The sequence below is a fragment of the Serratia sp. L9 genome, assembly GCF_050632285.1.
Lineage (GTDB): Bacteria > Pseudomonadota > Gammaproteobacteria > Enterobacterales > Enterobacteriaceae > Chania.
On sequence record NZ_CP192591.1, the window covers coordinates 568,285 to 581,980 of the forward strand.

13 protein-coding genes, 2 tRNA genes and 1 pseudogene are annotated in these 13,696 nt (G+C 52.4%); 4 read left to right on the forward strand and 12 right to left on the reverse strand.

Annotation, left to right across the window (positions count from 1 at the left end; all coding sequences use genetic code 11):
• Positions 1–125 precede the first annotated feature (125 nt).
• The 7 genes and pseudogenes from ACQ86O_RS02690 to rlmE all read right to left on the reverse strand — a co-directional run bounded on the left by ACQ86O_RS02690 (position 126) and on the right by rlmE (position 5,885).
• Positions 126–202: transfer RNA gene (locus tag ACQ86O_RS02690), tRNA-Met, on the reverse strand.
• A gap of 60 nt (positions 203–262) precedes the next feature.
• A tRNA-Leu gene (locus ACQ86O_RS02695) sits at positions 263–349 on the reverse strand.
• A 65-nt stretch (positions 350–414) separates the two neighbouring features.
• Positions 415–750, reverse strand: a complete 336-nt coding sequence (gene secG, locus ACQ86O_RS02700) for a preprotein translocase subunit SecG (protein WP_431224028.1) — start codon at positions 748–750, stop codon at positions 415–417.
• Between the two features lie 248 nt (positions 751–998).
• Positions 999–2,336: a phosphoglucosamine mutase gene (glmM, locus tag ACQ86O_RS02705; RefSeq protein ID WP_431224029.1), complete on the reverse strand. Its 1,338-nt coding sequence runs from the start codon at positions 2,334–2,336 to the stop codon at positions 999–1,001.
• A 7-nt stretch (positions 2,337–2,343) separates the two neighbouring features.
• Positions 2,344–3,177, reverse strand: coding sequence for a dihydropteroate synthase (gene folP / locus ACQ86O_RS02710; protein WP_431224030.1), 834 nt, complete (start codon positions 3,175–3,177; stop codon positions 2,344–2,346).
• Between the two features lie 91 nt (positions 3,178–3,268).
• Positions 3,269–5,199, reverse strand: a pseudogene (ftsH, locus tag ACQ86O_RS02715) (ATP-dependent zinc metalloprotease FtsH).
• A 56-nt stretch (positions 5,200–5,255) separates the two neighbouring features.
• Entirely contained in the window at positions 5,256–5,885 is a 630-nt protein-coding gene (gene rlmE, locus ACQ86O_RS02720) for a 23S rRNA (uridine(2552)-2'-O)-methyltransferase RlmE (RefSeq protein ID WP_431224031.1), read from the reverse strand.
• A 263-nt stretch (positions 5,886–6,148) separates the two neighbouring features.
• Here rlmE and yhbY point away from each other — a divergent pair, with 263 nt between their 5' ends.
• Positions 6,149–6,442 (forward strand): ribosome assembly RNA-binding protein YhbY, encoded by a 294-nt coding sequence (gene yhbY, locus ACQ86O_RS02725; RefSeq protein ID WP_431224032.1) that lies wholly within the window; start codon positions 6,149–6,151, stop codon positions 6,440–6,442.
• Positions 6,443–6,557: 115 nt separating this feature from the next.
• Here the strand turns inward: yhbY and greA are convergent, their stop codons facing one another.
• A complete protein-coding gene (gene greA, locus ACQ86O_RS02730; RefSeq protein ID WP_431224033.1) occupies positions 6,558–7,034 on the reverse strand; it encodes a transcription elongation factor GreA in 477 nt (158 codons plus the stop codon).
• Between the two features lie 375 nt (positions 7,035–7,409).
• On the opposite strand from greA, the gene dacB reads away from it, so the two are divergent.
• From dacB to pmrB, 3 genes are read left to right on the forward strand one after another with little or no spacing between them, the layout of a single operon-like run.
• Positions 7,410–8,843, forward strand: coding sequence for a serine-type D-Ala-D-Ala carboxypeptidase (gene dacB / locus ACQ86O_RS02735; protein ID WP_431224034.1), 1,434 nt, complete (start codon positions 7,410–7,412; stop codon positions 8,841–8,843).
• Between the two features lie 11 nt (positions 8,844–8,854).
• A complete protein-coding gene (gene pmrA / locus ACQ86O_RS02740; protein WP_431224035.1) occupies positions 8,855–9,517 on the forward strand; it encodes a two-component system response regulator PmrA in 663 nt (220 codons plus the stop codon).
• On the forward strand, positions 9,514–10,578 hold the full coding sequence (gene pmrB / locus ACQ86O_RS02745) for a two-component system sensor histidine kinase PmrB (protein ID WP_431224036.1): 1,065 nt from the start codon (positions 9,514–9,516) through the stop codon (positions 10,576–10,578). Before pmrA ends, pmrB begins: the two co-directional genes overlap by 4 nt.
• A gap of 50 nt (positions 10,579–10,628) precedes the next feature.
• Here the strand turns inward: pmrB and cgtA are convergent, their stop codons facing one another.
• The 4 genes from cgtA to rplU form a co-directional block, all read right to left on the reverse strand.
• Positions 10,629–11,801 carry an Obg family GTPase CgtA gene (gene cgtA, locus ACQ86O_RS02750; RefSeq protein WP_431224037.1) on the reverse strand — a complete coding sequence of 391 codons (1,173 nt, stop codon included), beginning with the start codon at positions 11,799–11,801 and terminating at the stop codon, positions 10,629–10,631.
• Between the two features lie 16 nt (positions 11,802–11,817).
• On the reverse strand, positions 11,818–12,789 hold the full coding sequence (locus ACQ86O_RS02755) for a DMT family transporter (protein ID WP_431224038.1): 972 nt from the start codon (positions 12,787–12,789) through the stop codon (positions 11,818–11,820).
• 106 nt (positions 12,790–12,895) lie between these two features.
• Positions 12,896–13,153: a 50S ribosomal protein L27 gene (gene rpmA / locus ACQ86O_RS02760; protein ID WP_004933559.1), complete on the reverse strand. Its 258-nt coding sequence runs from the start codon at positions 13,151–13,153 to the stop codon at positions 12,896–12,898.
• Positions 13,154–13,170: 17 nt separating this feature from the next.
• Entirely contained in the window at positions 13,171–13,482 is a 312-nt protein-coding gene (rplU, locus tag ACQ86O_RS02765) for a 50S ribosomal protein L21 (RefSeq protein ID WP_431224039.1), read from the reverse strand.
• Between the last annotated feature and the right edge of the window lie 214 nt (positions 13,483–13,696).

Sequence of the window (13,696 nt, forward strand, 5' to 3'; positions counted from 1 at the left end):
CTGGACCCTGTTTGCCGCAATGCGGCTTCGGTGCAACTTTCTAACAAGTGTCATTTTCAAATGTTGTTCGAGAAAAGCGGATTTCAATCGAAAAGTGTATTTGAAAATAAACACTTAAAGGAAAGTGGTTGCGGGGGCCGGATTTGAACCGACGACCTTCGGGTTATGAGCCCGACGAGCTACCAGGCTGCTCCACCCCGCGTCCGAAAACGTGGCAAATATTACGCCGATAATCGCAAAAACGCAAGTTATCTCTGGGATTTGGTACCGAGGATGGGACTCGAACCCACAAGCCCGTTAGGGCACTACCACCTCAAGGTAGCGTGTCTACCAATTCCACCACCTCGGTACTGATTCTTACTGCTAACGGCTGTTTATGCTGAAACCAAACAACCGTTTTCAAACCTTTTCTGCTTACTGCGGGATATCGCTGCTCGGTTTGGCTGGTGCCACCGGCGCTGTAGTCTGCTCAGTTTTCACTGGCTGACCCAGGTTTTCCCACTCACTGCCTTTCTTGCTTTGGTTGCTGCTCAGGTTGCCCAGGATCAGACTGATGACGAAAAACAGCGTCGCCAGAACAGCCGTCATGCGGGTCATAAAGTTGCCTGAACCGGTCGATCCGAAGAATGTGCCAGAAGCACCTGCTCCGAATGAGGCTCCCATATCAGCGCCTTTACCTTGCTGCAGCATAATCAGAGCGACAAGCCCGATTGAAATCAGCAAGAAAATTATCAGAAGAGCTTCGTACATAGTTGTACCTGTATCCTTGCGGGTTCACCGCGTGCCAAATGCTTCTCACCCCAGATGCTTCCAAACTAAAGAAGTCGTGGCGTGTAACTAAACAGCCCACTGAAGCGGGTGTGAATACTAACCAAAGCCGCCAGAGCACGCAAGGGCAATTTACAGCCTCTGATGCGTTTGCGGAAAAAAGCACCAAAAACAGGGTTAATCTGTGACTTACGCAGGCACTTGCACCGTGCCTGCGTGAAAACAGGGGATTAACCCGCCAGCTTTACCGCATCAGCGATGCGGTGTGCCAAGGCTATAACCTGCTGTTCGTCCTCACCTTCCACCATCACGCGAATCAATGGCTCAGTGCCCGATTTGCGCAGCAGCACTCGGCCACGACCGGCCAATTCGGCTTCTACCTGCTCGGTTACTTTCAGTACAGCATCTGATTCCAGCGGGTTGTGCTCACCGGCAAAGCGGACGTTAACCAGGATCTGCGGCAGCAGTTTCATGCCACTGCACAGATCGTGCAGGCTCATGTCGTTGCGCACCATCGCGGTCAGCACCTGCAAACCAGCAACAATACCATCACCGGTAGTGGTTTTATCCAGCAGGATCACATGGCCCGAGTTTTCTGCCCCGATACGCCAGCCCATCTCCTGCAGTTTTTCCAATACGTAGCGGTCGCCCACTTTCGCACGGGCAAATGGAATGCCAAGCTGCTTGAGCGCTAATTCCAGGCCCATGTTGCTCATCAGTGTACCGACCGCACCACCGCGCAATTGGCCCTGACGCAGGCCTTCACGAGCGATAATATAAAGGATTTGGTCACCATCAACTTTGTTGCCCTGATGGTCAACCATCATCACACGGTCGCCATCACCATCAAACGCCAGACCAACATGTGCCTGTTCTTCCAGCACGCGCGCCTGTAGTTGGCGCACGTCGGTAGCACCACACTCTTCATTGATGTTCATACCATCCGGCTCACAGCCGATAGCAATCACCGTAGCGCCGAGTTCGCGTAATACGCTTGGGGCAATGTGATAGGTCGCACCGTTGGCGCAGTCCACTACAATTTTCAAGCCGTTCAGGCTCAGCTCACTTGGGAAAGTGCCTTTGCAGAATTCGATATAGCGCCCGGCGGCATCAACAATGCGGGTAGCTTTACCCAGCTCTGCTGACTCAACACAGGTCAACGGCTTTTCCATTTCCGCTTCGATAGCCTCTTCCACATCGTCTGGCAACTTGGCCCCGTCGATGGAGAAGAACTTGATGCCATTATCGTAAAACGGGTTATGCGAAGCAGAGATAACGATCCCGGCTTCGGCTCGGAAGGTCCGGGTCAGGTAGGCCACCGCCGGGGTTGGCATCGGGCCGGTAAACGAAGCAGAAAGCCCCGCCGCCGCCAGCCCGGCTTCCAGGGCAGATTCCAGCATGTAGCCAGAAATACGGGTATCTTTACCGATAATGATTTTACGGGAGCCATGGCGTGCCAATACTTTACCGGCCGCCCAGCCAAGCTTAAGAACGAATTCTGGGGTTATCGGGTTGTCACCGACTTTACCGCGGATGCCATCGGTACCAAAGTATTTGCGCTCGCTCATGTCTCTACTATCCCTTAGCTGAAAGTGTTGCCTCGACGACACGCATCGCCTCGACGGTTTCTTTTACATCATGCACTCTGACTATTTGTGCCCCCTGCATGGCGGCAATCACCGCGCAGGCAACGCTACCAATAACCCGTTGAGCGGGCGGCACATTCAACAGTTGACCAATCATCGACTTACGCGACATCCCCACCAAAAGTGGTAAACCAAAGTGATGAAACTCCGCCAACCGGGCCAGAAGCTGGTAATTATGCGCTAAATTCTTACCGAAACCGAAGCCCGGGTCGAGCAACAATTTCTGTTTTGCTATACCACCGGCAATGCAGCGGTCAATATGATGCTGGAAAAACGCATTTACGTCACCCATCAAGTCATCATACTGCGGAGCCTGTTGCATGGTACGCGGCTCGCCTTGCATATGCATCAGGCAGACCGGCAGCCCGCTTTCAGCAGCGGCTTGCATGGCCCCTGGCTCCTGCAATGAGCGAATGTCATTAATCAGATGTGCGCCAACCTTGGCAGACTCACGGATCACCCCGGCTTTCGACGTATCTACCGAGATAAAGATTTCAAACCGCTGCGCCAAGGCTTCCACCACCGGCACTACGCGCTCCATCTCTTCTTCCTCACTGACGTCCGCCGCGCCTGGACGAGTAGACTCCCCACCGACATCGATCATCGTCGCACCCGCAGAAATCAGCGCATGAGCGTGCAACAGGGCATCATTGAGCGAATTATGCCGCCCACCATCGGAAAAAGAGTCTGGAGTGACATTGAGGATCCCCATGACCTGAGGATGGTTGAGGTCAAGGATTTGGTCGCGCACGGTTAACTGCATGATAATTCCATCTTAGTGTTGCTGTTTCTTTGCCTGCGGCCAATAAAAAACCCCGGGCTGGCCGGGGTTCGATTTTATTACACAGCCGATGTTATTTGTCGAGCTGCTCAGACATGGTGTTGCCTGGGTTTGGCGTACGCGGCTCATCTACCGGCGTAGGGGCTTTTGGAGTCCCCCGTTGTCGGAGCTGTTATTCTTTGCCGCGTCGTCCCAACCTGCTGGCGGACGCACATCTTTACGGTTCATCAGATCGTCAATCTGTGGTGCATCAATGGTTTCATATTTCATCAGAGCATCCTTCATAGAATGCAGGATGTCCATGTTTTCCATTAATAACGCACGCGCACGGGTGTAGTTGCGCTCAACCAGAGATTTTACTTCCTGATCGATGATACGTGCGGTTTCATCCGACATGTGTTTTGCCTTGGCCACTGAACGGCCCAGGAACACTTCGCCCTCTTCTTCCGCATACAGCAATGGCCCAAGCTTCTCAGAGAAGCCCCATTGGGTCACCATGTTACGCGCAATCGAAGTAGCGACTTTAATGTCGTTTGATGCACCGGTAGAGACTTTTTCCGGCCCGTAAATAATTTCTTCAGCCAGACGCCCACCGTACAAGGTAGAGATTTGGCTCTCCAGCTTCTGACGGCTGGCACTGATCTGATCCCCTTCCGGTAGGAAGAAGGTCACACCAAGCGCACGTCCACGAGGAATAATCGTGACTTTATGCACCGGATCGTGCTCAGGAACCAGGCGGCCGATGATGGCATGGCCCGCTTCGTGATAGGCGGTTGATTCTTTCTGTGCTTCGGTCATCACCATGGAGCGACGTTCCGCACCCATCATGATCTTGTCTTTGGCTTTTTCGAACTCAACCATCGACACCACACGTTTGTTGCCACGCGCCGCGAACAAGGCGGCTTCGTTGACCAGGTTGGCCAAGTCAGCACCGGAGAAACCCGGAGTACCGCGAGCGATTACAGAGGCGTCAATATCCGTAGCCAATGGCACACGGCGCATATGCACCTTCAGGATCTGTTCGCGGCCACGCACGTCCGGCAGGCCAACCACGACCTGACGGTCGAAACGGCCTGGACGCAGCAGCGCAGGGTCAAGCACGTCAGGACGGTTGGTTGCCGCGATAACGATAATGCCTTCGTTGCCTTCAAAACCGTCCATCTCAACCAGCATCTGGTTCAGCGTTTGTTCACGTTCATCGTGACCACCGCCCAGACCAGCACCACGCTGGCGACCTACGGCGTCGATTTCATCGATGAAGATGATGCATGGAGCCGCTTTCTTGGCTTGTTCGAACATGTCACGGACACGGGAAGCCCCCACACCGACGAACATTTCAACGAAGTCAGAACCGGAAATGGTGAAGAATGGCACTTTGGCCTCACCGGCGATCGCTTTCGCCAGCAGGGTTTTACCGGTACCCGGAGGACCCACCATCAGCACGCCTTTCGGGATCTTGCCGCCCAGTTTCTGGAAACGGCTCGGCTCGCGCAGATAGTCCACCAATTCACTGACTTCTTCTTTTGCTTCGTCACAACCTGCGACGTCGGCAAAAGTGGTTTTGATCTGGTCTTCCGTCAGCATTCGGGCCTTGCTCTTGCCGAAGGACATTGCCCCCTTGCCGCCGCCGCCCTGCATTTGCCGCATAAAGAAGATCCAGACCCCAATCAGCAACAGCATTGGGAACCAGGAAATAAAGATGGAAGCCAGCAAACTCGGTTCTTCCGGTGGCTCACCGACAACTTTGACATTCTTGGTCAACAACGTATCCAGCAACTTGGGATCGTTGACAGGGATGTATGTCGTGTATTTGTTACTGTCTTTACGAGTAACGTTGATTTCACGCCCATTAATGCGCGCTTCACGAATCTGATCTTGGGTCAGTTCGGACATGAAGGTAGTGTAATCCACCCTACGGCCATTAGACTCGCTGGGCCCAAAGCTCTGGAATACAGACATCAACACTACCGCGATGACTAGCCAGAGAATTAGGTTTTTCGCCATGTCACTCAAGGGATTAACCTCATATTACAACTGTGTTAACAAACAGCGTTAGGGTACTACAGTTTCCGCCCTGTCGCTACAATGTACACTTCACGCGAACGTGCGCGGGAAGCGTCTGGCTTACGAATCTTAACCTTCGTAAACAGGGAGCGAATTTCCCGTAGGTACTCGTCAAAACCATCTCCCTGGAACACCTTCACCAGGAAACTACCGCCTGGTGCGAGGACATCACGACACATTTCCAGTGCTAATTCCACCAGATACATCGATCTCGGGATATCGACCGCCGGGGTGCCACTCATATTCGGAGCCATGTCAGACATGACTACCTGAACCTTACTTTCACCTACACGTTCCAACAGCGCTTTAAGGACCAGTTCATCACGAAAATCGCCCTGAAGGAAATCGACGCCAACAATAGGATCCATTGGCAAAATATCACAGGCAATGATACGCCCGTTACCACCAATCTGGGTTACCACATATTGCGACCAACCGCCCGGTGCCGCCCCCAAATCAACGACTGTCATACCCGGCTTAAACAGTTTGTCAGTTTGCTGTATTTCATCAAGTTTAAACCAGGCGCGTGAACGCAGCCCCTTTTTCTGAGCCTGTTGCACATATTTATCGCTAAAGTGTTCTTGTAACCAGCGACTGGAACTGGCCGAACGCTTTTTATTTGCCATCTCGTTTTCCAACTATCCTAAAAAGAGTCTTATGCCCGTCGCCTTTCAAGCTGTCATGCCGTTGACTGTGCAGTTCACAGCAGGGTGCGAAAACCCCGCCCCATTGACATGGGCGACAGTATGCCTGGTTACGGCTTGAAATTCATAGGGTAAGCCAGGTTCGCTACTCACATAGACTCCATTCGGTGCAGACCGATTTGGTGATACACATGAGATGGCGGTAGAATGTGCCGTTTTCAATCCCAACTTAAGCAAAAAAGACAATGAATCTAAATAATAAACAAAAACAGCACCTGAAAGGCTTGGCGCATCCGTTAAAACCGGTTGTCATGCTGGGTAATAACGGTCTCACCGAAGGGGTGCTGGCTGAAATTGAACAGGCTCTGGAGCATCATGAGCTGATCAAGGTAAAAATTGCTGCCGAAGATCGTGAAACTAAAGCCTTGATCGCCGACGCTATTGTGCGTGAAACGGGTGCCTGCAATGTACAAGTGATCGGCAGTACGCTTATTCTTTACCGCCCTTCGAAAGATCGCAAGATCACTTTGCCGCGCTAATCACCGTTCAATTTGCTGAAACGGTGCCATGCACCGGGCTCAGATAAAAGGCCGCACGCGGCCTTTTTCCTTTCTTTACAAAACGCTGCTGAATATGTGACCAACTTTATTGCAATTAAAGATATTCCACTTTCAGAATTTCATAGTCTACATCACCGCCAGGCGTTTTGATGACAACCACATCATCTTGTTCTTTGCCAATCAGGCCACGTGCCATTGGCGAATTGACCGAGATAAGATTCTTCTTAAAGTCAGCCTCATCATCGCCCACGATACGATAAGTCACTTCATCTTCGGTATCCAGATTCATTACCGTTACGGTAGCACCAAAAATCACGCGGCCAGTATCTGGCATTTTAGTGATGTCGATCACCTGCGCGTTAGATAATTTAGCTTCGATCTCCTGGATACGCCCTTCACAGAAACCCTGTTGTTCGCGGGCAGCATGGTACTCGGCATTCTCTTTCAGGTCACCGTGTTCGCGCGCATCAGCGATATCCGCAATGATTTTCGGGCGACGTACGCTTTTCAAATATTCGAGTTCTTCACGCAGTTGTTCTGCGCCAAACAAGGTCATCGGAATCTGTTTCATCGTTTAAATACCTCTAAATCTTTCCTGTTCAAATATACCTGTCATCTTTCAAGCCGCACTGTTGCTACCTGTACTGGCAGTGCTGTACAGGCGGTACAAATGCCCGCAAGCGCATGAATGCGCTAGAGCGGCCAACTTGAAACCCAAAGGTATGGCCGTCATCCTGACGTATTCGTATGAAATTACGGTAAGCGTTGCGCCTCCCGTCTCCAGGCGATAAACAAAAGATACCAAACCCGGAATGTCTTCCAAGTCAGTATCGATTTTGCATTTTGATATGCATTTTAGCGTAGAGTTCCTTAAGGGTCATCGTTTACTTTCTCCCTTAATGCACCGTAGTATGACAACACGTTATCCAGCTGTTACCCCGAGATTATGCGTTTTTCACGAATTGTCAGTGCAATGGCCTGCGCATTTACCCTTAATGCCAATGCGGCCCCGGTTGAAGATTACACACAATATTTGCCTGATGGGGCCAACCTTGCCCTGGTTGTTCAGAAGGTTGGCGCAACTGCGCCAACTGTCGATTATCACTCACAGCAAATGGCATTACCGGCCAGTACTCAGAAAGTACTTACCGCGCTGGCGGCATTATTACAGCTCGGGCCTGATTATCGTTTCACGACGACATTGGAAAGCCAGGGCAACATCACGGATGGCGTGTTGCGCGGTAACCTTATCGCCCGGTTCAGTGGGGATCCCACGTTCAAACGCCAGAGTCTGCGCAATATGGTGGCGGAGTTGAAAAAACAGGGCGTGCGCCAGATCACCGGCGATGTTCTGGTGGATACTTCGGTATTCGCCAGCCACGACAAAGCGCCAGGCTGGCCATGGAACGATCTGACCCAATGTTTCAGTGCGCCACCGGCGGCGGCGATTGTTGATCGCAACTGTTTCTCGGTTTCGCTCTATAGTGCTCCGAACCCAGGAGAGATGGCGTTTATCCGCGTCGCATCTTTTTATCCGGTCAATATGTTCAGCCAGGTGAGGACGCTGGCAAGGGGTTCCACGGATGCACAGTATTGTGAGCTGGATGTCGTTCCTGGCGAGTTGAACCGCTTTACTCTGACCGGATGCCTGACCCAACGCAGTGAACCATTGCCATTGGCCTTCGCTATTCAGGATGGCGCCAGCTATTCCGGTGCTATTCTGAAAGATGAATTGACCCAGGCCGGTATCCAGATTGACGGTCACCTCAAGCGCCAGACCCTGCCTGGTATGAAGGGGAATGTGATCGCTCAGACACAGTCCGCTCCGTTACATGAGTTGCTGAAAGTTATGCTGAAAAAATCGGACAATATGATTGCCGATACCGTTTTTCGCACCATCGGCCACGAGCGTTTCGGGGTGCCTGGCACCTGGCGGGCGGGCGCTGACGCGGTGCGCCAGGTACTGCGCCAGAAGGCTGGCGTAGACCTGGGTAACAGTATCGTGGTGGACGGTTCAGGTCTGTCTCGCCACAACCTGTTGGCGCCGGCCACCATGATGCAGGCGTTGCAATATATTGCCCAGCACGACAACGAGCTCAACTTTATCTCTATGCTGCCGCTATCTGGGTATGATGGCACCTTGCGCTATCGCGGTGGCCTGCACGAAGCCGGGGTTGATGGCAAGGTTTCCGCCAAAACCGGCGCGTTGCAGGGAGTCTATAATCTGGCTGGTTTTATTACGACTGCCAGTGGGCAGCGTTATGCTTTTGTCCAATTCCTGTCAGGTTACGCGGTTCCCCCAGAGGATCAAAAACAGCGCCGAGCTCCACTGGTACGTTTCGAGAGCAGGTTATATCGGGATATTTATCAGAACAATTGAGGTCGATAGGCATGAAGTTACTGGTGGTTGAGGACGATGAACTGCTGCAGCAAGGCCTGGCGTTGGCACTGTCCAATGAAGGCTATGCCTGTGATTGTGCGGCTAGCGCCGCTGAAGCCAACAGCCTGATCAACACCAGCCAATACAGTATGGTGATCCTCGATCTCGGCCTGCCGGATCTCGACGGCGCCAGCCTGCTGCGGCAATGGCGCCGTCAGCATATCAGCATCCCGGTGTTGATCCTCACCGCCCGGGATGCTCTGCAAGACCGTGTCGAAGGCCTGGATGCCGGTGCCGATGACTATCTGACCAAGCCCTTTGCCCTGATTGAATTACAGGCCCGGTTACGGGCATTGATTCGCCGTTATCAGGGCCACAGCGATAACCTGCTGCAGCAAAACGATCTGACGCTCAATCTGTCCAGCCAGCAGGTTTATTTGCTGGAACAGGCGATAGACGTTACCCCGAAGGAGTTTGCCATTCTTTCACGCCTGATGATGCGTGCCGGGCAAACCGTCAACCGCGAGCTGCTCCAGCAGGATCTCTATACCTGGAACGACGATCTGGGCTCGAATACCCTCGAAGTTCACGTACATAATCTGCGCCGCAAATTGGGTAAAAACCGCATCCGCACCGTACGCGGGATTGGCTACCGCCTGGAACCCACATCATGATCAGCATGCGCCGTCGTCTGTTGCTGATGCTGGCGTTGATCCTGTTGGTCACTCAGCTTATCAGTGCATTTTGGTTATGGCATGAAAGCCAGGAGCAAATCAGTTTTCTGGTGGATGAAACCTTATCGGCCAAAATGCGCAACGAGCGGGTCGATACTGAAATTGCCGAAGCTATTGCCTCATTGCTAGCCCCTTCGCTGATCATGATGATCGTGACCCTGCTGGCCTCTTTCTGGGCCATCAGTTGGATTATCCGCCCGCTCAATCAACTGCAAGAAAAGCTGGAGAAGCGTTCAGCAGACAACCTGACGCCATTACCGATCACCAGCGACAGCATGGAAATGGTGGCGGTCACCACCGCGCTGAATCAGCTCTTTTCACGTCTTGACCATACCATCCAGCAAGAACGTCTGTTCACTGCCGATGCGGCGCATGAATTACGCACTCCTCTGGCTGGTATCCGTCTGCATCTGGAACTGATGGAACAACAAGGGATCCAGGGTAGCAAAATCCTGATCGCCCGTATCGATCAACTGATGCATGTCGTTGAGCAATTGCTGATGCTGTCGCGCGCCGGGCAGGATTTTGCCAGTGGTCATTATCAGCAATTTGACTGGATCGCCAACGTTACCCAACCGCTGAAGGAAGAGTTGGAAGAGCTCTGCGCCCTGCGTGGGCAAAAAATGAGCTGGCAATTACCTGCCAGCGCGCCAATCCATGGCGATCCGGTCTTGTTACGCCTGATGTTGCGTAATCTGGTGGAGAATGCACATCGCTATGGCCCGGAAAACAGCACCATTCGGGTCCAACTGACCCCCAAAGATAACGGGCATTGCTTGCAGGTGCTGGATGAAGGGCCGGGGGTTAAACAGGAGCTGGCAGGCGTTCTGACTCAGGCATTTCGCCGGATGGATCAGCGCTACGGCGGCAGCGGGCTTGGGCTAAATATAGTTATTCGTATTGTGCAGTTGCACCGTGGCTCTCTGCAATTGGAAAACCGTACCGACGCCAGCGGGCTGAACGCACAATGCTGGCTGCCAGATAATCTGTTGAACCAATAAATAAAAAGGGCCCAGTATTGAACTGAGCCCCTAAAATTCACACCGCAGAATTACTTCTGGTAGACGATTTCGACGCCTTCGTCGTCATCTTCATCCCAGTCATCATCCCAATCGTCTTCCGCTTCAGCTTCCACCTCAGCGATTTGCTCACGGTGATAGTCATCCCACATGAATTCGACTTTTTCCGGGGCGCTTTCTTCAATTGCCATGGTTTTTGGTTGAGTATTGATGAAGTTCATCACGTCCCAGCACAGCGCATTAACGCCTTCACGGTTCGCCGCAGAGATCATGTAATACTTACCTTCCCAACCCATGCCTTCTACAATCGCCTTGGCACGCTCGGCAGCTTCTTCTTCACCCAGCAGGTCAACTTTGTTGAACACCAACCAGCGAGGCTTCTGCGACAGATTTTCGCTGTACTGATGGAGTTCGTTGATGATGATCTTGGCATTTTCTACCGGATCGGATTCGTCGATTGGTGCAATGTCCACCAGGTGCAGCAACACACGACAGCGCTCCAGGTGTTTCAGGAAACGGATCCCCAGACCTGCCCCTTCGTGAGCCCCTTCGATCAGGCCGGGAATATCCGCAACGACGAAGCTCTGCTCATGGTCCATACGCACAACACCCAGGCTTGGTACCAAAGTGGTGAACGGATAGTCAGCCACTTTCGGCTTCGCGGCGGAGACTGCACGGATAAAGGTTGATTTGCCTGCATTCGGCATGCCCAGCATGCCGACATCGGCCAGCAGCAGCAGTTCCAGCAGGATATCGCGCATCTCACCCTTGGTGCCCAGCGTCTTTTGGCGCGGAGCCCTGTTTACCGAGGATTTGAAACGAGTGTTACCCAAACCGTGCCAGCCGCCTTTTGCTACCATCAGACGCTGCTGATGGCGGGTCATGTCACCGAGGATCTCACCGGTACCTTGGTCCTGCACACGGGTACCTACCGGCACTTTAATCACTACGTCTTTACCGCGTTTACCGGTACAGTCACGGCTTTGGCCATTCTGACCACGTTCGGCACGGAAAGATTTTTCAAAGCGGTAATCGATCAGGGTATTCAGGTTTTCGTCTGCCAGCAGATAGACATCGCCACCATCGCCGCCGTCACCGCCATCAGGCCCACCGTTCGGGATGTATTTTTCGCGGCGGAAGCTGACGCAACCATTACCACCATCACCTGCAACGACCAGGATCGTCGCTTCATCTACAAACTTCATTTACCGTCTCCGTAAATCATTCACCGGGCTGCTTCAATGAAGCAACCAGGTTGGTTTCTGCCCGTCGTGGCCACCAACGGTGACCAATTGCGGAAAACATGGCGCCCGCTACCACTACAAAAGCACCTACATAGCCGACAATATTTAATGTCGGGGCGGCAAATACCTGTGGCCAGGCCAGCGCCAATAAATCTGAAAACAGCAGGGTAAACAGAGGAGTCAGCGTCACTAACGCACTCACCTGAGCCGCCTGCCAGCGCGCCATCGCTTCCGCCAACGCACCATAACCAATCAGCGTGTTGGCACCACAGAACAGCAGGCAGGCCAATTGCCAACTGCTGAGCTGGAAAATCACCGCAGGCTTGGCCAGCGGGAATAACGCGATTGCACATAAAGTGTACAACATTACCAGAATCTGCGGCGAGGCTAATCGTCGTAACAACACTTTCTGCGCCACGCCATAAGTCACCCAAACCAATGCTGCACATACGCCCAGCAGCACACCAAGGGTGTAATCCGTCAGCCGGGTGAAGATCTCAATCAGACTGACGTTAAAAAACAGCATCAACCCGCAGATCAACATCATTGCCCCGATGACCTGGGTGACACGCATCCTTTCTTTCAGGATCAGCACGCTGGCGAACATCATGCCAACCGGTGACAGTTGGCCGATCACCTGCGACGTTGTCGGGCTCAGATATTGCAGCGAAGAACTGAAGAAGACAAAGTTGCCTAGTAACCCAGCGGTGGCGATCGCCAGTAACAACAACCAGCGTGGCTGGCGAAACATTTTCACCGGCGGCAAGCGCCCACGCACTGCCAGGATCGCTCCCAGACCGATTGCGGCGATAGTAAAGCGATACCAGACGACGGTAAACGGCTCCATGACTACCAGCACTTCTTTCATCGCTATCGGCAATGCGCCCCAGCAAACTGCCGTGGTGAGCGCCAGAAAAATACCAACACCAGCCTGCTGTTTTGTTTCCATATTCCTAATGCCTGCACGCTATGGGCCTGAACATAAGCAACCCATAAATGTAAAAAGCCCCGCAACGAATTGCGGGGCTTACATCTATTTCGTAAGGCTCGAAAAATTATTCAGCTTCGATGCTGATGAATTTACGATTGCTCGGGCCTTTAACTTCGAATTTGACTTTACCGTCTTTCAAAGCAAACAGAGTGTGGTCTTTGCCGCAACCCACGTTGGTACCAGCGTGGAATTTGGTGCCGCGCTGACGAACGATGATGCTGCCTGCCAGTACTGCTTCGCCGCCAAAGCGTTTTACGCCCAGACGTTTAGCTTCTGAATCGCGACCGTTACGAGTCGAGCCGCCAGCTTTTTTGTGTGCCATTAATCCGCTCTCCTAACTTAAGCGCTGATGCCGGTGATTTTAACGTCAGTGAACCACTGACGGTGGCCCTGCTGCTTACGGTAGTGCTTACGACGACGAAACTTAACGATCTTGATTTTCTCGCCACGACCGTGAGCAACAACTTCAGCTTTGATCTTACCGCCATCGACGAAAGGAACGCCGATTTTGATATCTTCGCCATTAGCGATCATCAGAATCTGGTCAAACTCAACCGCTTCACCAGTTGCGATGTCCAGCTTTTCCAAGCGAATCGTCTGGCCTTCGCTTACTCGGTGTTGTTTACCACCACTTTGGAAAACTGCGTACATATAAAACTCCGCTTTCCGCGTGCCCAACTGTTCAGTACAGAGCGCGCTATAAATATTCACAATAGGGCGCGAATTCTACGCAATAATCCTGCACATGACAAGAGCAGATTAGGGCCAGAAGGTGAAAAAAGAAGAAAAAAACACAGTTTCTCTGCCGACGTTTATCTGGACCGTTTTTCAAGTACAATCAAGGTGACAGTTACCGCCATGTACC

What these genes read in the sequence shown, in the direction of transcription:
- secG (WP_431224028.1), bottom strand. Translation starts at nt 750, where the DNA reads ATGTACGAAGCTCTTCTGATAATTTTCTTGCTGATTTCAATCGGGCTT.
- glmM (WP_431224029.1), bottom strand. Translation starts at nt 2,336, where the DNA reads ATGAGCGAGCGCAAATACTTTGGTACCGATGGCATCCGCGGTAAAGTC.
- folP (WP_431224030.1), bottom strand. Translation starts at nt 3,177, where the DNA reads ATGCAGTTAACCGTGCGCGACCAAATCCTTGACCTCAACCATCCTCAG.
- rlmE (WP_431224031.1), bottom strand. Translation starts at nt 5,885, where the DNA reads ATGGCAAATAAAAAGCGTTCGGCCAGTTCCAGTCGCTGGTTACAAGAA.
- yhbY (WP_431224032.1), top strand. Translation starts at nt 6,149, where the DNA reads ATGAATCTAAATAATAAACAAAAACAGCACCTGAAAGGCTTGGCGCAT.
- greA (WP_431224033.1), bottom strand. Translation starts at nt 7,034, where the DNA reads ATGAAACAGATTCCGATGACCTTGTTTGGCGCAGAACAACTGCGTGAA.
- dacB (WP_431224034.1), top strand. Translation starts at nt 7,410, where the DNA reads ATGCGTTTTTCACGAATTGTCAGTGCAATGGCCTGCGCATTTACCCTT.
- pmrA (WP_431224035.1), top strand. Translation starts at nt 8,855, where the DNA reads ATGAAGTTACTGGTGGTTGAGGACGATGAACTGCTGCAGCAAGGCCTG.
- pmrB (WP_431224036.1), top strand. Translation starts at nt 9,514, where the DNA reads ATGATCAGCATGCGCCGTCGTCTGTTGCTGATGCTGGCGTTGATCCTG.
- cgtA (WP_431224037.1), bottom strand. Translation starts at nt 11,801, where the DNA reads ATGAAGTTTGTAGATGAAGCGACGATCCTGGTCGTTGCAGGTGATGGT.
- ACQ86O_RS02755 (WP_431224038.1), bottom strand. Translation starts at nt 12,789, where the DNA reads ATGGAAACAAAACAGCAGGCTGGTGTTGGTATTTTTCTGGCGCTCACC.
- rpmA (WP_004933559.1), bottom strand. Translation starts at nt 13,153, where the DNA reads ATGGCACACAAAAAAGCTGGCGGCTCGACTCGTAACGGTCGCGATTCA.
- rplU (WP_431224039.1), bottom strand. Translation starts at nt 13,482, where the DNA reads ATGTACGCAGTTTTCCAAAGTGGTGGTAAACAACACCGAGTAAGCGAA.